This is a genomic window from Streptomyces sp. NPDC052109, from assembly GCF_040680195.1.
GTDB lineage: Bacteria > Actinomycetota > Actinomycetes > Streptomycetales > Streptomycetaceae > Streptomyces.
The window spans coordinates 15,705-35,182 of the sequence record NZ_JBFAWF010000001.1; the positions used below are offsets into that span (position 1 = coordinate 15,705).

General features: G+C 71.2%; 17 protein-coding genes and 1 other RNA gene. 13 read left to right on the forward strand and 5 right to left on the reverse strand.

Annotated elements, in window-relative coordinates; genetic code table 11:
- Positions 1–30 precede the first annotated feature (30 nt).
- The 4 genes from ftsX (at position 31) to ssrA (ending at position 3,297) form a co-directional block, all read left to right on the forward strand.
- Positions 31–948, forward strand: coding sequence for a permease-like cell division protein FtsX (gene ftsX, locus AB0L59_RS00060; protein ID WP_365577470.1), 918 nt, complete (start codon positions 31–33; stop codon positions 946–948).
- Positions 949–1,016: 68 nt separating this feature from the next.
- Positions 1,017–2,192 (forward strand): S41 family peptidase, encoded by a 1,176-nt coding sequence (locus AB0L59_RS00065; protein ID WP_365577473.1) that lies wholly within the window; start codon positions 1,017–1,019, stop codon positions 2,190–2,192.
- A gap of 81 nt (positions 2,193–2,273) precedes the next feature.
- Positions 2,274–2,816 (forward strand): SsrA-binding protein SmpB, encoded by a 543-nt coding sequence (smpB, locus tag AB0L59_RS00070; protein WP_361254690.1) that lies wholly within the window; start codon positions 2,274–2,276, stop codon positions 2,814–2,816.
- A 112-nt stretch (positions 2,817–2,928) separates the two neighbouring features.
- Positions 2,929–3,297: a transfer-messenger RNA gene (gene ssrA / locus AB0L59_RS00075) on the forward strand.
- A gap of 72 nt (positions 3,298–3,369) precedes the next feature.
- On the opposite strand, the gene AB0L59_RS00080 is transcribed toward ssrA, so the two are convergent.
- Positions 3,370–4,566, reverse strand: coding sequence for an MFS transporter (locus tag AB0L59_RS00080; protein ID WP_365577476.1), 1,197 nt, complete (start codon positions 4,564–4,566; stop codon positions 3,370–3,372).
- An 84-nt stretch (positions 4,567–4,650) separates the two neighbouring features.
- On the opposite strand from AB0L59_RS00080, the gene AB0L59_RS00085 reads away from it, so the two are divergent.
- Positions 4,651–5,646 (forward strand): LysR family transcriptional regulator, encoded by a 996-nt coding sequence (locus AB0L59_RS00085; RefSeq protein WP_365577479.1) that lies wholly within the window; start codon positions 4,651–4,653, stop codon positions 5,644–5,646.
- A gap of 19 nt (positions 5,647–5,665) precedes the next feature.
- Here AB0L59_RS00085 and AB0L59_RS00090 read toward each other — a convergent pair whose 3' ends face one another.
- From AB0L59_RS00090 to AB0L59_RS00100, 3 genes are read right to left on the reverse strand one after another with little or no spacing between them, the layout of a single operon-like run.
- Positions 5,666–6,751, reverse strand: coding sequence for an ABC transporter substrate-binding protein (locus AB0L59_RS00090; RefSeq protein WP_365577482.1), 1,086 nt, complete (start codon positions 6,749–6,751; stop codon positions 5,666–5,668).
- A gap of 59 nt (positions 6,752–6,810) precedes the next feature.
- Positions 6,811–7,686 (reverse strand): ABC transporter permease, encoded by an 876-nt coding sequence (locus tag AB0L59_RS00095; RefSeq protein WP_365577485.1) that lies wholly within the window; start codon positions 7,684–7,686, stop codon positions 6,811–6,813.
- The gene (locus tag AB0L59_RS00100; RefSeq protein ID WP_365577488.1) at positions 7,683–8,555 is read right to left on the reverse strand and encodes an ABC transporter ATP-binding protein; all 873 of its coding nucleotides are present in this window, start codon (positions 8,553–8,555) and stop codon (positions 7,683–7,685) included. The genes AB0L59_RS00095 and AB0L59_RS00100 overlap by 4 nt, the downstream gene beginning before the upstream one ends.
- 237 nt (positions 8,556–8,792) lie before the next feature.
- On the opposite strand from AB0L59_RS00100, the gene AB0L59_RS00105 reads away from it, so the two are divergent.
- From AB0L59_RS00105 to AB0L59_RS00120, 4 genes are all read left to right on the forward strand, one after another.
- Positions 8,793–10,442 carry a sensor histidine kinase gene (locus tag AB0L59_RS00105; protein ID WP_365577491.1) on the forward strand — a complete coding sequence of 550 codons (1,650 nt, stop codon included), beginning with the start codon at positions 8,793–8,795 and terminating at the stop codon, positions 10,440–10,442.
- Positions 10,442–11,131, forward strand: a complete 690-nt coding sequence (locus tag AB0L59_RS00110) for a response regulator (protein ID WP_365577494.1) — start codon at positions 10,442–10,444, stop codon at positions 11,129–11,131. Before AB0L59_RS00105 ends, AB0L59_RS00110 begins: the two co-directional genes overlap by 1 nt.
- A gap of 158 nt (positions 11,132–11,289) precedes the next feature.
- Positions 11,290–12,660 carry a nitrate/nitrite transporter gene (locus tag AB0L59_RS00115; RefSeq protein WP_365577497.1) on the forward strand — a complete coding sequence of 457 codons (1,371 nt, stop codon included), beginning with the start codon at positions 11,290–11,292 and terminating at the stop codon, positions 12,658–12,660.
- Positions 12,661–12,746: 86 nt separating this feature from the next.
- Complete coding sequence (locus AB0L59_RS00120; protein ID WP_365577500.1) at positions 12,747–13,898, forward strand: uroporphyrinogen-III synthase; 1,152 nt, start codon at positions 12,747–12,749, stop codon at positions 13,896–13,898.
- Positions 13,899–13,960: 62 nt separating this feature from the next.
- Here the strand turns inward: AB0L59_RS00120 and AB0L59_RS00125 are convergent, their stop codons facing one another.
- Positions 13,961–14,491, reverse strand: coding sequence for an anthrone oxygenase family protein (locus tag AB0L59_RS00125; protein ID WP_365577503.1), 531 nt, complete (start codon positions 14,489–14,491; stop codon positions 13,961–13,963).
- 156 nt (positions 14,492–14,647) lie between these two features.
- Here AB0L59_RS00125 and AB0L59_RS00130 point away from each other — a divergent pair, with 156 nt between their 5' ends.
- The 4 genes from AB0L59_RS00130 (at position 14,648) to AB0L59_RS00145 (ending at position 19,300) form a co-directional block, all read left to right on the forward strand.
- A complete protein-coding gene (locus AB0L59_RS00130; RefSeq protein ID WP_365577506.1) occupies positions 14,648–15,241 on the forward strand; it encodes a CGNR zinc finger domain-containing protein in 594 nt (197 codons plus the stop codon).
- A gap of 217 nt (positions 15,242–15,458) precedes the next feature.
- Entirely contained in the window at positions 15,459–16,043 is a 585-nt protein-coding gene (locus AB0L59_RS00135; RefSeq protein WP_030167252.1) for a sigma-70 family RNA polymerase sigma factor, read from the forward strand.
- Positions 16,044–16,093: 50 nt separating this feature from the next.
- The gene (locus AB0L59_RS00140; RefSeq protein WP_365577509.1) at positions 16,094–16,876 is read left to right on the forward strand and encodes a zf-HC2 domain-containing protein; all 783 of its coding nucleotides are present in this window, start codon (positions 16,094–16,096) and stop codon (positions 16,874–16,876) included.
- Positions 16,877–16,945: 69 nt separating this feature from the next.
- Positions 16,946–19,300, forward strand: coding sequence for a UvrD-helicase domain-containing protein (locus tag AB0L59_RS00145; protein ID WP_365577512.1), 2,355 nt, complete (start codon positions 16,946–16,948; stop codon positions 19,298–19,300).
- Positions 19,301–19,478: the final 178 nt, after the last annotated feature.

A 19,478-nucleotide genomic window follows, 5' to 3' on the forward strand; every position in this document is an offset into this window, starting at 1 on the left:
GTTCACGACGGAAAGGCTCGACAAGACGCCATGCGCGCCCAGTTCGTCCTGTCGGAGATCGGTGTCGGTCTCCGCCGCAATCTGACGATGACCTTCGCCGTCATCGTCTCCGTCGCCCTGTCCCTGGCGCTGTTCGGCGGCTCGCTGCTGATGAGCGACCAGGTGAGCACCATGAAGGGCTACTGGTACGACAAGGTCAACGTCTCGATCTTCCTGTGCAACAAGCACGACGCCGACTCCGACGTCAACTGCGCCAAGGGCGCGGTCACCGAGGACCAGAAGAAGCAGATCCTCTCGGACCTGCACAAGATGCCGGTCGTCGAGAAGGTGGCGTACGAGTCGCAGGACGAGGCGTACAAGCACTACAAGGAGCAGTTCGGCAACTCCCCGCTGGCCAGCTCGCTGACGCCGGACCAGATGCAGGAGTCGTACCGGATCAAGCTCAAGGACCCGCAGAAGTACCAGGTGATCGCATCGGCCTTCAACGGCCGCGCCGGTGTGCAGTCCGTGCAGGACCAGAAGGGCATCCTGGACAATCTCTTCCAGCTGTTGAACCTGATGAACCGGGGCGCGCTCGGCGTGATGGCGATGATGCTGATCGTCGCACTGCTGCTGATCGTCAACACCGTGCGTGTCTCGGCGTTCAGCCGCCGGCGCGAGACCGGGATCATGCGCCTGGTCGGCGCCTCGGGCTTCTACATCCAGGCGCCGTTCATCGCCGAGGCCGCGGTCGCCGGACTCATCGGCGGCGGGCTCGCCTGCGTGGCCCTGGTGGTGGGCCGGTACTTCACCATCGACCACGGCATGGACCTCGCGCACAAGCTCACGCTGATCAACTTCGTCGGCTGGGACGCGGTGTTGACCAAGCTGCCGCTCATCCTCGCCACGAGCGTGGCGATGCCGTCGCTGGCGGCGTTCTTCGCGTTGCGCAAGTACCTGAAGGTGTGACGCATCCCCAAGAGGGCCGTACGGACATCCCGCCGTGCGGCCCTTCGCGTTGTCCTAGACTCACCGCCATGTCAGGCCGAGACCTGTTCTGTCAGCCCCGTCGCTTCCGCCGCGGGGCCGCCCTGACATTGGTCTTCGCCGGGGTCCTGGTCACCGGCGCCGCCACCGGCTCCTTCCCGCAGCCCGAGGCCGCCGTCTCCGCGCGCAAGGCCGCCGCCGGGCCGGCGCCCACGGCAACCCGGGACGAGGACGTCCAGAAGGCCGCCGCCGAGGCGATGGCCGACGGCAAGTCCCCGATGGACGCCGCCGAGCGGGCCGTCAGCCGCAGCGGGGACAGATGGGGCGCCGTCTACTCCGAAGGCGAGTACCAGGAGTTCCAGGAGGCCCTCGACGGCCGCTACACCGGCGTCGGCCTGTGGGCGCGCCGCGAGCGGGACGGCCGGATCGACGTGACGAGGGTGCAGCCCGGCTCACCCGCCGCCGAGGCGGGGATCCGCAAGGGCGACCGGCTGCGCAGCGTCGACGGCAGCAGGGTCGACGGACGGCCGGTCACCGACGTGGTCTCCTTACTGCGCGGCGACGCCGACGACGCGGCCGCCGGCACACCCGTCACCCTTGGCCTTCAGCGCGGCACACGCGCGTGGACCGAGACACTGCGCCGGGCCAGCCTGTCCACCGACTCCGTGACCGTGCGCAAGCTGCCCGGCGGGGTCACCGTCATCAAGATCGCCGCGTTCACCAAGGGCTCCGGGGACGCCGTCCGCGCGGCGGTACGGCGGGCCCCGGCCGACGGCGGGATCGTCCTGGACCTGCGCGGCAACTCCGGCGGCCTGGTCACCGAGGCGGTGGAGACCGCCTCCGCCTTCCTCGACGGCGGCCTGGTCGCCACCTACGACGTGGACGGCGCCCAGCGCTCCCTGCACGCCGACGCCGGCGGCGACACCACCCGGCCGCTGGTCACCCTCGTCGACGGCGGCACGATGAGCGCGGCCGAGATGCTCACCGGGGCCCTGCAGGACCGCGGCCGCGCGGTGGTGATCGGCTCGCGCACCTTCGGCAAGGGCTCCGTCCAGATGCCGACCGACCTGCCCGACGGCTCGGTGGCCGAGCTGACCGTCGGCCACTACCGCACCCCCTCCGGCCACGCCGTCGACGGCCGGGGCATCACCCCCGACCTGGACGCCGGCCCGGACACGCTGAAGCGGGCCGAGGCGGTCCTCACCGGTCTGGGCGACCCCTCCTAGTCACCTCGTGCGGCCCCTTGTAATCGGCTGTACTCACACCCCCTGCGTGGTGCGAAAATGGGCGGCACTATGAGCAAGGGAATGTACGTACCGAAGGAGTCCCAGCCCAAGCAGGGCGGCGGGGCCGGCAAGGCCAGGGACGGCGAGAAGGGCGGCAAGCGCAAGATCGTCGCCCAGAACAAGAAGGCCCGGCACGACTACGCGATCATCGACACCTACGAGGCCGGGCTCGTGCTCATGGGCACCGAGGTCAAGTCGCTGCGCGAGGGGCGGACCTCGCTGACCGACGGCTTTGTCCAGATCGACCGCGGCGAGGCGTGGCTGCACAACGCCCACATCCCCGAGTACCACCAGGGCAGCTGGACCAACCACTCCGCGCGCCGCAAGCGCAAGCTGCTCCTGCACCGCGAGGAGATCGACAAGCTGGAGTCGAAGTCCCAGGAGACGGGTCACACGATCGTGCCCCTCGCCATCTACTTCAAGGACGGCCGTGCGAAGGCCGAGATCGCCCTCGCACGGGGCAAGAAGGAGTACGACAAGCGGCAGACGCTGCGGGAGAAGCAGGACCGGCGGGAGTCGGACCGGGCGATCGCGGCGGCGAAGCGCAGGCAGCGCGGCGTCTAGCCGGCCGACCGCCGGGAATAGGCTGGCATCGTCGTACGTTGGTCACGTACGATGGCAGTGCACTCCACGGAGGGTGCGCACCTCTCCACGGAGGGGCTTGAAAAATCAACATGGGGATGATCGGTTTCGACAGCGGCTGTCGAAGCAGGGGAAGCGTGTCGAGGAAGCGGCAATGATCTCGTAAACCATATGTCGCAAAAAATAATCGCCAACACCAAGCGCGATTCCTTCGCCCTCGCTGCCTAAGTAGCGACTTGCGAAGTGTCAGCCCGGGGCTGTTCCCGACCCGGATCCTGGCATCAGCTAGGGAACTAAACCTTGATCCCGGTCACGGGGTGAAGAGGGAAACCCAACAGTGACTGAGCCCGTCGGCGACTTGTTCGCGTGATCGCCGGGGCCGAGAAAAGCGAAGCGAACTGCACACGGAGAAGCCCTGATTCCGCACCGTTGGACGCGGGTTCGATTCCCGCCATCTCCACGAACTCCCTCCGGGGGGTACCCCATGTGGGCAAGGCCCCGTCGCTTTCGAGCGGCGGGGCCTTCGCCGTCTCAGTCAAGCCGCGGTGCCGTCCGCACGGGTGAGCGTGGCCAGGCCCAGGGCGAGGACGGCGGCCGTCGTCGGTGCGGCGTACGCGAGCGTGGGGGAGAGGTGCTCCGTCGCCCAGCCCCCCGTCGCCGAACCGCACGCGATCCCCGTGAGCAGGCCCGTCACCATCAGGCTCATGCCCTCGTTCAGGCGGTCGGCCGAGGTGCGACGCTGCACCAGCGTCATCGCCGTGACCATCGTCGGGGCCGTCGCCATCCCCGCCACCAGCAGCGCGCCCGCCAGCAGCCACAGCGAACCGGCGACCTCCGCGGCCACCCACGGCAGGGTCATCAGCACGGCCATCCCGGCCAGGCAGTGGCCGAGCCGCAGCCCGGCCGGTTTCAGCGCGCCGTACGCCAGCCCCGCCGCGCACGAACCCGCCGCCTGGAGGGCCAGGATCACACCCGCCGCCGCGCGGTGTCCCTGCGCGTCGGCGTAGGCGATCGTCACGACCTCCGTCGAGCCGAACACCGCCCCGGTCGCGGTGAAACAGACCAGCAGTGGCGGGATGCCCGGACTGCGCAGCGGCGACCGGGTGCGTGAACGGGCCTGCGGCGGCGGCTCGGTGGCCCGCTGGGCGGCGAACAGCAGCATGCCGGCCAGCAGCAGCACCACGCCCACGAGCGTGCCGGCCTCCGGGAACAACGTGCCGGTCAGAAAGGACGCGAGTACCGGGCCGAACATGAAACACAGCTCGTCGGCGGCCTGCTCGAAGGAGTTCGCGGTGTGCAGCGCCCCGGCGTCGTCGCGCAGCAGATGGGCCCAGCGGGCGCGGGACAGGCCGCCGATGTTGGGGGTGACGGCGGTCACGGCGTACGCGGCGAACAGCGTCCAGTCCGGAGCTCCGCAGCGCACGCACAGCAGCAGCGCGAGGCTGCCGAGGGCGGAGGTGAGCGTGGCAGGTACGGCGACCCGGGCCTGCCCGTGCCGGTCGACCAGCCGGGCGATCCAGGGCCCGGCCAGCGCGGTCGCCGCGAGACCGGTCGCGGTGACGGCACCGGCCAGGGCGTACGAGCCCCGCGAGCCGGCGATCATCACGACCGCGCTCACGCTGAACATGCCCATGGGCAGCCGGGCGAGCAGGTTGCCGGTGGTGAAGGCACGGGTGCCGGGGAGGGTGAAGAGACGGCGGTAGGCGTGGGTCACGGATATGAGCGGGGGCATGGATCCACCCTCGCCCGGAGTGGATCAACGGGTCCAACACCTTCTCGGCGCCGATTCACGCATCCCTGTTGTAAGTTGCGTGGCGTGCCCGCCGCCGTCGACCCCCGTCTCCTGCGTGCCTTCGTCGCCGTGGCCGAGGAACTCCACTTCACCCGGGCGGCCGCCCGCCTGTACGTCGCCCAGCAGGCGCTCAGCCGTGATGTACGGCGGCTGGAGCGGGAGTTGGGCGCCGAACTCTTCCTGCGGACCACCCGGCAGGTGACGCTCACCGCCGACGGTGTCCGGCTGCTGCCGCACGCGCGCCGGGTCCTGGCGGCACAGGACGAGTTGCTGGCGGCCTTCGCGTCCTCGGCGCAGGCTCGTCCGCTGCTGGTGGACCTCAACTCGCCCGGCCTGGTCACCGGCCGCCGGGTGCTGCACCGGGCCCGTGAACTCGCCCCGGACTGCGAGCTGATGGCCCGCTACGAGAGCGGTCTGACCGGAGCCGCCGAGCAGGTGCTGTCCGGGCGGCTGGACGCCTCCTTCGGCCGTTTCGCGGGCCTGGACCCGGCGCTCAGGTCCGGGCTCGCACAGCAGCCGGTGCGGTACGAGCCGATGGCCGTCGTCCTGCCCGAGGACCACCGGCTGGCCGGTCTGCCCGAGGTGCCCGTCGCCGCGCTGGCCGGGGAGACGGTGTACGCCGGTGCCGGGAACCCGCGCACCCTGGAGTGGACCGATCTGGCGCTCCGGCTCTTCGAGGAGTACGGCGTCCGGCTCGCCCCGGCCCTGCCGCTGGCCGTGGGGGACGAGGAGTTCGAGCGGATGATGGCCAAGACCCGCCATCCGGTGCTGGCCGTGGTGGACTTCCCCGCCCTGCCCCGCACGGTCCGCCGTCCGCTCGTCGACCCCGTCCCGCTGTCACCGGTCTCCCTGGTGTGGCGCAAGGGGCTGGTCCATCCCGCCCTGGACGGCCTGCGGAGGGCGGCGGGAGAGGTGGCGGAAGCGGAGGGCTGGCTGCGGCGGCCGGCCGGGAGCTGGATCCCCGCGGCGGACGACAGGACGATGACCGCCGGCCGAGGGGGAGCCCCGCGCCGGCCGTAGCCGGAGCCCGAGCCCGGGATCAGCCGTCGGCGCCCGCCGGGCTCGTCGTCGTGGTGAAGCCCTCCTTCTTGTTGGCCGCGACGGCGAAGTCGTTGGTGAACGTCGTGGCGAGGTTCACCTTCGAGGTCGCGTGGCCCACCAGCTCCTCCGTGGCCAGGACGTTCTTCGGGCCGCCCGCCGGCATGATGCCGTCCGGGAGGAACTGCCCCTTGTCCTGGTTCAGGGCCGAGACGTAGTCGGCCTTGCTCACCAACTGGTTCTGCACGAACGACTGCGGCAGCTTGTCGGCGATGTCGGCCGCGCTGTGGGTGTTGATCCAGTGCATGGTGGCCACGAGCGCGTCGACGACCTTCTGCACCGCGTCCTTGTGTGAGTTCACCCAGTCGGTACGGGCGATGACACCAGCGGCCGGCCAGGCGCCGCCCGTCGCGGCCTTCGCACCGGAGGTGGTGGCCACGTCGACCGCCGAGTAACCGACGCCCTTCTTCTCGATGGCGGCGACCGTCGGCTGCGTGGTCATCACGCAGGCGACCTTGCCGTTCTGGAGCGCGGCGATGGCGGTCGAGCCCGCGCCGACCCCGATCCGGTGGATGTCGCCGGCCTTCACGTTCCTCTTGGCGGCCAGGAACTGGGTGAGCGTGTCGGTGCCGGAACCCAGGTCGGTGACGCCGAGCGTCTTTCCCTTGAAGTCGGCGGCCGAGTGCACTCCGCTCTTCGTGGCGCACATCTCCCGCTCACCCGGCGCCCCGGACAGCTGGACGACGTCCTCGACCGCCTTGCCCTTCACCTGGAAGTCGATGGTGTGGTTGTACCAGGCGCCCGCCATGTCCACCTGGCCCGAGGCCATCGCGTCCTCGGCACCGGTGCCGCCGTCCTGCTCGGTGCTCAGCACGACGTTGACGCCGTACTTCTTGTAGAAGCCGAGGTTCTGGGCGAGCTGGTACGGCAGGTAGATCTGCTTGTCGATGCCGCCGACCATGAGCTTGACGGTCGGGGTGCCGCCGGAGCCGCTCGCCCCGGAGCTGCCGGAACTGCTGGAACACGCGGTGGCCGCGCCGAGGGCGAGAACGGTGACGAGCGATGCGGTGAGGGCTCTGTTGAACATGGCGGCTCTTTCCTTTCGGGTGTACGGGGACGCGCAATGCGAGGAAGGGGAGAGGGAGTTCAGAGGGAGTTGGCCTCGGAGGGGGCCGGCGGGCGCCACGCCAGCAGCCGGTGTTCGAGCTTGCCGATCAGCCACTCCGCGCCCAGCACGATGACCGCGATGACGAGCATCGTCGCGAACACGCCGTTGGGGTCGAAGTTGTTCTGCGCGGTCTTGATGACGAGACCGAGACCGCTCTGCGCGCCGAGCACCTCGCCGACCAGCGCGCCGACGATGGCGAAGCCGAAGGCGCTGTGCAGGCTGGCGATGATCCAGGTGAGCGCGGAGGGCACGATGACGTGCCGGATGATCTGCATCTGGGAGGCGCCGAGCACCCGGGCGTTGGCGAGGATGTTGCGGTCGACCTCGCGGACGCCCTGGAAGGCGTTGAAGAAGACGATGAAGAACACCAGCACGGCGGCGAGCAGGATCTTCGGGGTCACGCCGATGCCGAAGGCGACGATGAAGATCGAGCCGAGGACGATCCGCGGGATCGCGTTGACCATCTTGATGTAGGGCCCGAGGACGTCGGACAGGTAGCGGCTCTGGCCGAGTGCCACGCCGAAGACGACTCCGGTGACGGCGCCGACGGCGAAGCCGATGAGCGCCTCCTGGATGGTGGTCCAGATGTTCGTGTAGAAGGAGCCGAACTCGGTGCCGTTCTGGAAGAGGTCGATCAGCCGCTTCCAGATGCCCGACGGCTGACCGAAGAAGAACGGGTCGACGATGCCCCAGGTGGTGAAGGCCTGCCAGCCGCCGATGACGAGTGCCGCGATGCCGATGCGGCCCGCCCACACCCGTGCGACGCGGCGCCGGGCGGCCCGCTTGGCGGCGGCGGCCGCCGGGGCCTGCTTGCCGCCCGTGGCGGAGGCGGGCGCGGTGGACGTCGTGCTCATGCGGCGCCTCCTGCGGTGCGTGCGTAGGCGCGCTCGACCTCTTCGCGCAGCGTTTCCCAGATCTGTTGCTGGAGTTCGATGAAGCGGGGCTGGAAGCGGATCTCCTGGACGGAGCCGCGCGGGCGCGGCAGGTCGATGTCGAAGACCGCCTTGACCGAACCGGGGCCGGAGGTCATCACGACGACCCGGTCGGCGAGCGCGACGGCCTCGTCGAGGTCGTGGGTGATGAAGATGACGGACGGGCGGATCTGCTCCCACAGGCCCAGCAGTTCGGTCGACATGATCGCCTTGGTCTGCACGTCCAGGGCGCCGAACGGCTCGTCCATGATCAGGATCTTGGGTTCGTTGATCAGCGCCGCGGCCATGGCCACGCGCTTGCGCATACCGCCGGAGAGCTGGTGCGGATAGCGGTCCTCGAAACCCGTCAGGCCGACCCGGCGCAGCCAGTCGCGGGCGGAGGCCTGCGCCTGCTGTTTCGGCACGCCACGGAAGACCGGTCCCATCAGCACATTGCCGAGGACGGTCTTCCAGGGCAGCAGGGCGTCCGCCTGGAACATGAAGCTGACGCCGTCGGTGATGCCGTCCACCTCTCGGCCACCGACCCTGACCGAGCCCTCACTGGGCCGGTCGAGCCCGGACACCATGCTCAGCGTGGTCGACTTGCCGCAGCCGGTGGGGCCGACCACCGCACAGAACTGGCCCGGCTCCACGGTGAACGACACGCCTTGCAGTGCCGTGAACACCTCACCGGCAGGAGTCAGGAATCGCTTGGTGAGCCCGGATATCTCGATGCGCGCGTCCTCGCGCTCCGCCGCACCGGCACTGCCGCCGGCGATCGGGCTCTTCGCGACATCGTTGCGCGAAGCCATGGGGGTCCGTCTCCTTCCACACCTCTTGGGGTCGAGGAAGGCAGACGTTAGGGGCCACCGGGCGTGACGTCGCTGTTTCCCAGGTATCCCGCGATAGCCGCGTAAACCGGGGTTCTGCTCGTTTAGCTCAGCCCTCCGGGGGTGGGCAGGTTTTCGGTCATCAGGCACAATCACGCCACCACGGGTCCGGCGCAGGGCCGGCCCGGCACCACCCAGAACAGGGGCGAAGAGGCACCTGTGACACCCATCCGTATACGAATCCGGCGCGGCGGGAGGGGGAGACTCTCCGCGCGGATCCTGGCCAGCCAGCTTGTCATCCTGGCGCTGACGGGCGTCATCGGATTCGTGCTGTTCGCCTTCGCGCAACGCTCCGCCCTCGACCGCACCTACGAGGAGCGGGCCGTGGCCATCGCCAAGACGACGGCCGCGGACCCGCAGATCCGGCGGGCCATGCAGGACGGCGGCGGTGACGTGGTGCAGAGCGTCGCCGAGCGGATCCGGCAGGCGTCGGGGGCGTCGTACGTGGTGGTGATCGACCTGCGGGGCATCCGCCACTCGCACCCCATGCCGCGACTGGTCGGTTCGCCGGTGTCCGAGCCGATCGTGGCGCGGGACGGCCTGCCGCACGTCGGCACCGACCAGGGCGCGACCGGGCGGTCCGCCAACGGCAGGGTCCCGCTGTACGGGCCGACGGGCGAGCTGGTCGGTGAGGTGTCGGTGGGTATCCCGGAACACGATGTGCTCGGCGAGCTGTGGCGCGAGCTGCCCACCTTCGCCCTGTACGCCGCGATCGCCACCGCCCTGGGCGCGGTGGCCGCGTTCCTGCTGGCCGGGCGGCTGAAGCGGACCACGTTCGGGCTGGAACTGGAGGAGATCGCCGGGCTGTTGCAGGACCGGGAGGCGATGCTGCACGGCATCCGCGAGGGGGTGCTCGCCTTCGCCCCGGACGGCAGGATCACCGTGGTGAACGACGAGGCCCGCCGCCTGCTCGGCCTCGGCACCGCGCTCGGCAGCACCCTGGAGGAGGTGCTGCCCGGCGGACGGCTGCGCCGCGCCCTGGACGGGACCCTGACCGGCACCGACATCAGCGTGCTGACCGACGAACACTGTCTGGTCGTCAACCGGATGCCGGTGACCCTGCACGGGCGCGCACTGGGCGCCGTGGTCACCGTCCGCGACCGCACCGAACTGGTCGGTCTGCTGCGGGAGCTGGACTCCGTGCGCGGGCTGACCGACGCGCTGCGGGCGCAGCAGCACGAGTTCACCAACCGGATGCACACGGTCGCCGGGCTGCTCGACATAGGGGCGCACGACGACGCGTACGAACTGGCCGTGGAGTCGGCCGGCGCCGGGCAGGCGCTCACGGAGTCCGTGCGCGAGCGGATCGGCAACCCGCTGATGGTCGGCCTGGTCGTGGCCAAGACCACCGTCGCCGCCGAACGCGGGGTGCGGGTCGAGCTGGACGACGACTCCGCGCTGGGCCAGGATCCGGCGCACCTGCCGCGGTTGCTGACGATCGTCGGCAACCTGCTGGACAACGCGATCGACGCGGCGGGCGACGGGCCGCCGCCGGCGGGCGGACGCGGGGTGCGGCTCACGCTCGCCGAGGACGGGCGAGGCACGACCGTGCGGGTGGCGGACACCGGCCCCGGCGTTCCGCCCGGCGCCCGCGAATCGATCTTCGAGGACGGCTGGTCGACCCGCCCCGACCGGGGCACGGCCCGGCGCGGCCTGGGCCTGGCGCTGGTCCATCGCCTGGTGTCGCGGCACGGCGGCGCCATCACCGTCAGCGAGGGCCCGGGGGCGGTGTTCACGGTGCGACTGCCACTGCCCGACCTCGTGAGGGCCGCCGGGGCGAAGGCGTTCCCCGTGGGAGGTGACCGCTGATGATCCGCACCCTGGTCGTGGACGACGACTTCCGGGTCAGCCACATCCACTGCGACTACGTGTCCCGGGTCAAGGGCTACGAGGTGGTGGGCGAGGCGGCGACCGTGGCCGAGGCGCTCCAGGCGACGTCCGAACTCCGCCCCGACCTGCTCCTGCTCGACATCTTCCTGCCCGACGGCAGCGGACTCGACGTACTGCGGCGGCTGACGGGGGACGCGGGAGGTGCCCGCCCCGACGCCATCATGATCACCGCGGACCGGGACATCGCCTCGGTGCGCACGGCGATGAAACTCGGCGCCGTGGGCTACCTGGTCAAGCCCTTCGGCGCCGCCGACCTCGCCGAGCGGCTCACCTCGTACCGCGAACTCCAGCACCGCGTCGACACCCTCGGGGAGACCACGGAGACCGAACAGGCCGACGTGGACGCCCTGTTCAGCGCGGTCAGGCCACCGGCCGTCCCCCGGGTGCCGGCCAAGGGCCACTCGGCGCCCACGCTCGCCCTCGTGCAGCAGGCGCTGCGCGCCGCGCACGGCGACCTGTCGGCCGCCGAGGCCGCCGAGCTGACCGGGGTCTCCCGGGCCACGGCCCAGCGCTACCTGTCGTACCTCGTCAAGGAGGGCACGGTCCGGCTGATCCTGCGCTACGGGGCGACGGGCCGTCCGGAGCACCGGTACCGGATCGCGTCCTGAGCTCCCGGCCGCCTCCCCTCACCGGGGCGCCTCCCTGTGAGTGAGAGCAACGTTCCCTTCCGGTCACTCACAGCCACAGCGCGGAAACGCGTCCTCCCTACCTTCGGGCTCAGTCGGTCGTACGGCAGACGGAGCAGCCCGGAGCACCTGGAGGAGCGATGACAGCCCCAGCACCAACCCGACGCAGTGGCCGCTGGATCGAGCGCTGGGATCCGGAGGACGAGGGGTTCTGGAAGGTGACCGGTGAACGGATCGCCAACCGGAACCTCTGGTTCTCCGTCCTCTCGGAGCACATCGGCTTCTCGATCTGGACCCTGTGGTCCGTGCTGGTCCTCTTCATGGGCCCGGAGTACGGCCTCACTCCCGCCGACAAGTTCCTGCTGACCTCGATGGTCACCCTCGTCGGCGCCGTCGTGCGCGTCCCCTACACCTTCGCCGTGGCCGTCTTCGGCGGCCGCAACTGGACGATCGTCTCGGCCTGCCTCCTGCTCGTCCCGACGATCGCCGCCTTCGTGGTCATGGAGCCCGGAACCTCCTTCACCACGTTCCTCCTCGTCGGCCTGCTGGCCGGCATCGGCGGCGGCAACTTCGCCTCCTCCATGACCAACATCAACGCCTTCTTCCCGCTGAAGCGGAAGGGCTGGGCGCTCGGCCTGAACGCCGGCGGCGGCAACATCGGCGTGCCCGTCATCCAGCTCGTCGCCCTCGCCGTCATCGGCGCGAACGGCGGCCCGCGCCTCCTGCTGGGCATCTACATCCCGCTGATCGTCGTGGCCGCGACCCTCGCCGCCCTCTTCATGGACAACCTGGCGACGGTGAAGAACGACACCGGAGCGGCCAAGGACGCGGCCAAGGACGCCCACACCTGGATCATGGCCTTCCTCTACGTCGGCACCTTCGGCTCCTTCATCGGCTACAGCTTCGCCTTCGGCCAGGTCCTGACGATCCAGTTCGGCCGCACGCCGCTCCAGGCGGCCTACCTCACCTTCATCGGCCCGCTGCTCGGTTCCCTGATCCGCCCCCTCGGCGGGCGGCTCGCCGACCGCTTCGGCGGCGCCCGCATCACCCTGTGGAACTACGTCGCCATGGCCGCCGCCACCGCCGTACTGATCGTCGCGAGCCGACAGAAGTCGCTCGGGCTGTTCGTGTCCGTCTTCGTCGTCCTGTTCGTGCTCAGCGGGCTCGGCAACGGCTCCACGTACAAGATGATCCCGGGCATCTTCCAGGCGAAGGCCCTGGCCAAGGGGTTGGAGGGGGAGGCGGCCGTGGCCTGCGGCCGGCGGCTGTCCGGCGCCTCGATGGGGCTGATCGGCGCGGTGGGCGCGCTCGGCGGCGTGGGCATCAACCTGGCCTTCCGCCAGTCCTTCCTCTCCTACGGATCCGGCACCGGCGCGTTCGTCGCCTTCCTCGCCTTCTACGCCCTCTGCTTCGCGGTGACGTGGGCCGTATACCTTCGCCGCCCGGCGCGGCAGGCTGGGAAGGTACCCACGGCGGAGACGGAGCCGCAGCTCGGCTACGCCGAAGTGTGACGTAACACCGGTGACATCGGGCCGAACCGAGCCTGTCACGCACCGTTGACAGGCTCGAGAGGCGCACCGGTCAGCTAGGAGAGCCGATGTACGACGAAGAGCAGCACCCCGAGCACGGTCCGCTCGCGGGATTCACCGTGGGCGTCACCGCCGCGCGCCGGGCCGAGGAGCTGAGCGCCCTGCTCGACCGGCGCGGTGCCGCCGTCCTGCACGCACCGGCTCTGCGGATCGTGCCGCTCGCCGACGACGGCGAACTCCTCGCCGCCACGAAGGAGATCATCGACCGTGGTCCGGACGTGGTCGTGGCCACCACGGCGATCGGCTTCCGGGGCTGGGTGGAGGCGGCCGAGGGCTGGGGCCTGGGCGATCCGCTCCTCGGCCGGCTCCGGCAGGCCGAGCTGCTGGCCCGGGGCCCCAAGGTCAAGGGCGCGATCCGGGCGGCCGGTCTGACGGAGGAGTGGTCGCCGTCGTCGGAATCGCTGGCCGAGGTCCTGGACCGCCTCCTGGAGGAGGGCGTGGACGGCCGCCGTATCGCCGTCCAGCTGCACGGCGAACCGCTGCCGGGGTTCGTCGAGTCCCTGCGCGCCGGGGGAGCGGAGGTGCTCCCGGTGCCGGTGTACCGCTGGATGCCCCCGGAGGACATCACCCCGCTGGACCGCCTGCTGGACGCGACGGTGGCGCGGTCGGTGGACGCCCTGACCTTCACCAGCGCGCCGGCGGCCGCGTCCCTCCTGTCCCGTGCCGAGGACCGGGGCGTGCTGCCGGACCTGCTGGCGGCGCTGTCCCACGACGTCCTGCCGGCCTGCGTGGGCCCGGTGACGGCGCTGCCGCTCCAGGCACACGGCGTGGACACGGTCCAGCCGGAACGCTTCCGCCTCGGCCCCCTCGTCCAGCTGCTGTGCCAGGAACTCCCGGGCCGCGCCCGCATGTTGCCGGTCGCCGGTCACCGGGTGGAGATCCGGGGCCATGCGGTCCTGGTGGACGGCACCCTGAAACCGGTTCCCCCGGCAGGCATGTCCCTGCTGCGGGTCCTGTCGCGCCGTCCCGGCTGGGTGGTGCCCCGGGCGGACCTCCTGCGCGCCCTGCCGGGCGCGGGCCGCGACGAACACGCGGTGGAGACGGCGATGGCCCGCCTGCGCACGGCCCTCGGGGCACCGAAGCTGATCCAGACGGTGGTGAAGCGCGGTTACCGCCTGGCCCTGGACCCGGCGGCGGACGCGAAGTACGCGGACGCGTAGGAGGAGCGGTCGGCCGGGGACGGGGTGTGCGTGCCTGCCGTCGGCACCCGAGTCGGCCTGGCCTACGAGGAGTGGGCGGGGCGGCCGTACAGCATCAGGGCCCGGTCCAGGAGCCCCAGGGCCGGCGTCGAACCCAGCGCCCGCACCCCGTTCCACGCCACCCACGGGCCCTCGAAGTGCGCACGCAGGGCGGCCGGATCGCCCTGCGCCGCCAGGGCGATGTTGAGCGGGATGCCGAACGCCATCGTGACGAGGAAGACCAGGGCGTACGCCGGCAGGGCGGCCCGGACCCGTCGCCCGCCCGGTGCCCGGCGCAGCTGCCACGCCGACAGCCCGGTCAGCAACAGCGCACCCATGAAGCTCAGGAAGAACGCCGGGTTCTGGATCGCCGTGTTGATGTTCCGCATGACCTCGACGTACGTCCGGTCGTCGCTGCGGGCCAGGGCCGGCATCACCGCGCAGGCGAAGATGTAGAAGACCCCGGCGCTCAGGCCCGTGGTGATCGTGGCCGCGATCAGCACGGCGGTCCTGGCGGGCGTGGCCGTCGCGCTCGTCGTGTCGGCCGTGTGCGGCCTGTGTGTCGTTTTCGTCATGTCTCCAGCGAACCGGGAGACCCCTGCCCCGGACATGGCCGAGGCGCGCGAGCGCGTACGCGTGCGTCCAGCCGGTACGAGGGCTTCCGGCCGGGCGCCCGGGCGGGCACTGTGAAGAGAACACCCCACGCTTCCTGCCTAGGCGGTGACAGGCACATGGCACTGGGTACGGCCACGCCCCCCTACGAGCCGCGGTTCGACGCCGGACGGATCTGCCTCGATCTCCTCGCGACCACGCATCCGGCCGAACGGCTGAGCTCCGCCGAGGACTTGTGCGCGTGGATCGGCGGGGCCCGCCTGGTGCCGGAGGGTACGGCGCTCGGTCACGCGGACGCCTCCTGGCCGGCTCCCTTCCGGGAACTGCGGGCGTACATCGGGCAGTTGGTGCGAAGCCCCCAAGCCCTGGAGACGCCCTCGTACCTGCGGGCGCTCGGGCGGGTCAACGAGGTCGCCCGTGCCGCGCCTCCGGTCCTGCGTGCCGTACGCGGGGACGGGGGCGCCCTGGTGCGGGAGCTGGCCGATCCGCCGAGCTGCGCGGGGCTGCTCGCGCTCGTCGCCCGGGACGCCGTGGAACTGCTCACTGATCCCGTCGTGCGGGCGGCCGTCCGGGAGTGCGAGGGGGACAACTGCCCGCTCGTGTACGTGGACACGTCCCGGGGCCGGCGCCGGCGGTGGTGTTCCAGCGAGGCGTGCGGGAACCGGGAGCGGGTGGCCCGGCACCGGCGGCGGGCGGCTCTCACGCGGGCGTGATTTCCGTAACAGTGCGTTTGGATGCCCTCTACACCGGACATTCTTGCGGCCTCCGGCGATGTGTCGGAAATGTAAAGATCGCGCGGGAGGTATGTGCGCGCATGTCCCCCTCGTCACGTCACCCCGGAGAAAACTGTCACCTCCGTTTGAACGCCGCGCCGTTCCCTTCCGTACGGGTGGGCGAGCGACCGACTGGGGGAACCCCCGGACACCGGAGGTGGGCGTGCGCAAGGATGCGGCCGTGGCCAATGAACGTGGATCGAGGGCCCGACATCGCATGTCCTCACAGCCCTCGGAACCTGACGAGGAGTTGATGCGTGCGCTCTATCGGGAGCACGCCGGACCCCTGCTCGCGTATGTCCTGCGGCTGGTCGCCGGTGACCGGCAGCGCGCCGAGGACGTCGTACAGGAAACGCTCATCCGTGCCTGGAAGAACGCCGGTCAGCTCAATCGGGCGACCGGTTCGGTACGCCCCTGGCTGGTGACGGTCGCGCGCCGCATCGTCATCGACGGCCACCGCAGCCGGCAGGCCCGGCCGCAGGAGGTCGATCCGTCGCCGCTGGAGGTCATCCCCGCGGAGGACGAGATCGACAAGGCGCTGTGGCTGATGACGCTGTCGGACGCGCTCGACGACCTGACCCCGGCCCACCGGGAGGTCCTCGTCGAGACGTACTTCAAGGGGCGTACGGTCAATGAGGCGGCAGAGACGCTGGGCATCCCCAGCGGCACCGTGCGGTCTCGGGTGTTCTACGCCCTGCGGTCGATGAAGCTGGCACTGGAGGAGCGGGGGGTGACGGCGTGATGAGCAGTGGTTACGGGGGAATGCAGGGATTCGGTGCGGGTGGTCCGGGTATGTCTGGGCCTATGAGCCCCCAATCGGGATCTTCCGTGCCGAGCGAGCACGAGACCGTGGGCGCCTATGCCCTCGGGATTCTCGACGACGCCGAGGCAACCGCTTTCGAGGCCCATCTCGCCGGCTGCGAGTGGTGCGCCCAGCAGCTGGACGAGCTGGCCGGGATGGAGCCGATGCTGGCCGCGCTCGCGGATCTGCCGGGCTCCGGCAGCACCCCCGCGATCGGCGAGTCGCTGTCCGCCAGGCCCAGCCCGCGGATCGTGGAGAAGCTGGTCGACGAGGTCGCGGAGAAGCGCGCCCGGAAGCGCCGGCGCAGCTTCTACATGATCGCGGCGGCTGCCGCGCTGATCATCGCCGGACCGCTGGCCGCGGTGGCGGTGAACAGCGGCTCCGGCGGGAACGGGGGCCAGACCACCGCCTCCGCGGCGCAGACCACCTTCGAGGCCATGCCCGACAAGAAGTCGGCCACGGACCCGTCGTCGCAGATCAGCGCCACCGTCGCGATGACCCAGAAGGAGTGGGGCACCCAGGCGGTCCTGCAGCTGAAGAACGCCAAGGGCCCGCTGAAGTGCTCGCTGGTGCTCGTCGCGAAGAACGGGCAGCGCGTGACGATGTCCTCCTGGTCCGTGCCGGACACGGGCTACGGCATCTCGGACGGGAAGACGCCGGAGTCCAGGAAGCCGCTGTACATCGGCGGCGCGGCGGCCTTCAAGCCCAACGAGATCGACCACTTCGAGGTGGTGACCTTCCAGGGCCAGAAGCTGGTGCAGGTACAGGCGTAGCTGCCGTAGCTTCCACGGGCCCCCTTCGCGTACGGTTGACGGCTGCCCAGCACGTCAGAAGGGGGCCCGGTGGCCGCTCAGGTTCAGCAGTCCGCGGTCGGCTCGGTACACGACGCACACGATTCCGTCCGTGACCGGGAGATCAGCGTCGAGCAGGAACACCTGGACCGGGTGTACCGCCGGCTGGAGGAGAAGATCCACGAGGCCGAGTTCCTGATGAACGACGCGGCCAAGCGGGGCCAGGTCGGCACCCCGGGCGCGCTGGCCGAGCGGGACGCGCAGGTCTTCCGGGCCGGTGTCCACCTGAACCGGCTCAACAACGAGTTCGAGGACTTCCTCTTCGGGCGGATCGACCTCCTTCTCGGCAAGGACGGGAAGAAGGGGCCCGACGGCGCCTACACCGCCGTGGAGCCCGCCGAGGGTGCCGTGCGGGACGACAACACCGCCGACATCGCCGAGACCCTGCACATCGGGCGCATCGGTGTGCTCGACGAGGACTACGCGCCGCTGGTCATCGACTGGCGGGCGCCCGCCGCCGCCCCCTTCTACCGGGCCACTCCGGTGGATCCCGGGCGCGTGGTACGGCGCCGGGTCATCCGGTCCAAGGGGCGCCGCGTGCTCGGGGTCGAGGACGACCTCATGCGCCCCGAGCTGACCGCCTCCCTCGACGGCCGCGAACTCCCCGTCATCGGTGACGGCGCCCTCATGGCCGCCCTCGGCCAGGCCCGCACACACACCATGCGGGACATCGTGTCCTCCATCCAGGCCGAACAGGACCTGGTCATCCGCGCCCCCGCCGCCTCCATCACCTACGTCGAGGGCGGGCCCGGCACCGGCAAGACCGCCGTCGCCCTGCACCGCGCCGCCTACCTGCTCTACCAGGACAGACGCCGGTACGCGGGCGGCATCCTCATCGTCTCCCCGACCCCGCTGCTCGTGGCCTACACCGAGGGAGTGCTGCCCTCGCTCGGCGAGGAGGGCCAGGTCGCGATCCGCGCCATCGGCTCGCTCGTCGACGGCGCCGAGGCCACGCTGTACGACTCCCCGTCCGTGGCCCGGGCCAAGGGCTCGTGCCGCATGCTGAAGGTGCTGCGGAAGGCCGCCCGGGGGGCGCTCGAACTGGGGCCGGCCGGTACCGGCGCGGCGGACGAGGACGGCACGCCGCGGGCCTTCGACGGGCCGCCGTCCCGCCTGCGCGTCGTCGCCTTCGGGCGCCGTCTCGAGCTGGAGGCGGAGGAGCTGGAACGTGTCCGCCGGACCGCCCTCGGCGGCACCGCCCCCGTCAACCTGCTCCGTCCCCGCGCCCGCAAGCTGCTCCTGGACGCCCTGTGGGCCAAGTCCGGAGCGGCCGCCCGGCACACCGACCCCGAGCTGACCGCCGAGCTGCGCTCCTCCTTCGACGAGGACGTCATCGGCGAGGACGCCTTCGCCGCCTTCCTCGACGCCTGGTGGCCCGAGCTGACCCCGAAGGCCGTGCTCGCCGCCATGGCCGACGAGCGGCGGCTCGGCCGCTGGGCCCGCCGGATCCTCAACCCCGGCGAGGTCCGCAAGGTCGCCCGCTCCCTCCAGCGTGACGGCCACTCCGTGCACGACATCGCCATGCTGGACGAGCTCCAGGCCATCCTCGGCGCCCCGGCCCGCCCGCGGAGGAAGCGCGAGGTCGACCCGCTGGACCAGCTCACCGGCCTGGAGGAGCTGATGCCGGTGCGCGAGGAGACCCAGCGCGAGCGGGCCGAGCGGCTCGCGCAGGAGCGCACCGAGTACGCGCACGTCATCGTGGACGAGGCGCAGGACCTCACGCCGATGCAGTGGCGGATGGTCGGCCGGCGCGGACGGCACGCCACCTGGACGGTCGTGGGTGACCCGGCCCAGTCCTCCTGGTCCGACCCGGACGAGGCGGCCGCGGCCCGCGACGAGGCCCTCGGCACCCGCCCGCGGCGCCGCTTCCAGCTCACCGTGAACTACCGCAACCCGGCGGAGATCGCCGATCTGGCCGCCAAGGTGCTGGCGCTGGCGATGCCCGGTTCCGAGGCGCCCAGCGCCGTACGGTCCACGGGCGTCGAGCCGCGCTTCACGGTCGTACGGGAGTCGCTCGCGCGGACCGTGCGGGCGGAGGCCGAGCGGCTGCTGGACCTGGTGGACGGCACGGTCGGCGTGGTCGTCGCCATGAACCGGCGCGAGGAGGCCCGGCGCTGGCTGGCCGGGCTCGGCGACCGGGTGGCGGCGCTCGGCAGCCTGGAGGCCAAGGGCCTGGAGTACGACGCCACGGTCGTCGTCTCGCCGGCGGAGATCGCCGACGAGTCCCCGGCCGGCCTGCGCGTGCTCTACGTGGCCCTGACCCGGGCCACCCAGCAGCTGACGGTGGTGTCCGCGGAGCGGGACGAGCCGGACGCGACCGGGGTGCCGGACCTGCTGCGGGAGTGACTTTCCTGTGAAGTCCCCGCAGGGGGAATGGTCCTCGGCATCCGTTTGTTAGCCTGGACACGGCACCGGCTCGATCCAAGCCCCCGGGCCCAACCTTTGTCCCTGCGAGGGACCACTTGCCGCGAGGCGAGCATGGCGGGTCGGTGTCGCCAGCGTGAGAGAGACCCACGTCCGTGTG

What these genes read in the sequence shown, in the direction of transcription:
- AB0L59_RS00095 (WP_365577485.1), bottom strand. Translation starts at nt 7,686, where the DNA reads ATGAGCACGACGTCCACCGCGCCCGCCTCCGCCACGGGCGGCAAGCAG.
- AB0L59_RS00080 (WP_365577476.1), bottom strand. Translation starts at nt 4,566, where the DNA reads ATGCCCCCGCTCATATCCGTGACCCACGCCTACCGCCGTCTCTTCACC.
- AB0L59_RS00140 (WP_365577509.1), top strand. Translation starts at nt 16,094, where the DNA reads ATGTCTGGGCCTATGAGCCCCCAATCGGGATCTTCCGTGCCGAGCGAG.
- AB0L59_RS00115 (WP_365577497.1), top strand. Translation starts at nt 11,290, where the DNA reads ATGACAGCCCCAGCACCAACCCGACGCAGTGGCCGCTGGATCGAGCGC.
- AB0L59_RS00090 (WP_365577482.1), bottom strand. Translation starts at nt 6,751, where the DNA reads ATGTTCAACAGAGCCCTCACCGCATCGCTCGTCACCGTTCTCGCCCTC.
- AB0L59_RS00065 (WP_365577473.1), top strand. Translation starts at nt 1,017, where the DNA reads ATGTCAGGCCGAGACCTGTTCTGTCAGCCCCGTCGCTTCCGCCGCGGG.
- ftsX (WP_365577470.1), top strand. Translation starts at nt 31, where the DNA reads ATGCGCGCCCAGTTCGTCCTGTCGGAGATCGGTGTCGGTCTCCGCCGC.
- AB0L59_RS00130 (WP_365577506.1), top strand. Translation starts at nt 14,648, where the DNA reads ATGGCACTGGGTACGGCCACGCCCCCCTACGAGCCGCGGTTCGACGCC.
- AB0L59_RS00120 (WP_365577500.1), top strand. Translation starts at nt 12,747, where the DNA reads ATGTACGACGAAGAGCAGCACCCCGAGCACGGTCCGCTCGCGGGATTC.
- AB0L59_RS00110 (WP_365577494.1), top strand. Translation starts at nt 10,442, where the DNA reads ATGATCCGCACCCTGGTCGTGGACGACGACTTCCGGGTCAGCCACATC.
- AB0L59_RS00100 (WP_365577488.1), bottom strand. Translation starts at nt 8,555, where the DNA reads ATGGCTTCGCGCAACGATGTCGCGAAGAGCCCGATCGCCGGCGGCAGT.
- AB0L59_RS00125 (WP_365577503.1), bottom strand. Translation starts at nt 14,491, where the DNA reads ATGACGAAAACGACACACAGGCCGCACACGGCCGACACGACGAGCGCG.
- smpB (WP_361254690.1), top strand. Translation starts at nt 2,274, where the DNA reads ATGTACGTACCGAAGGAGTCCCAGCCCAAGCAGGGCGGCGGGGCCGGC.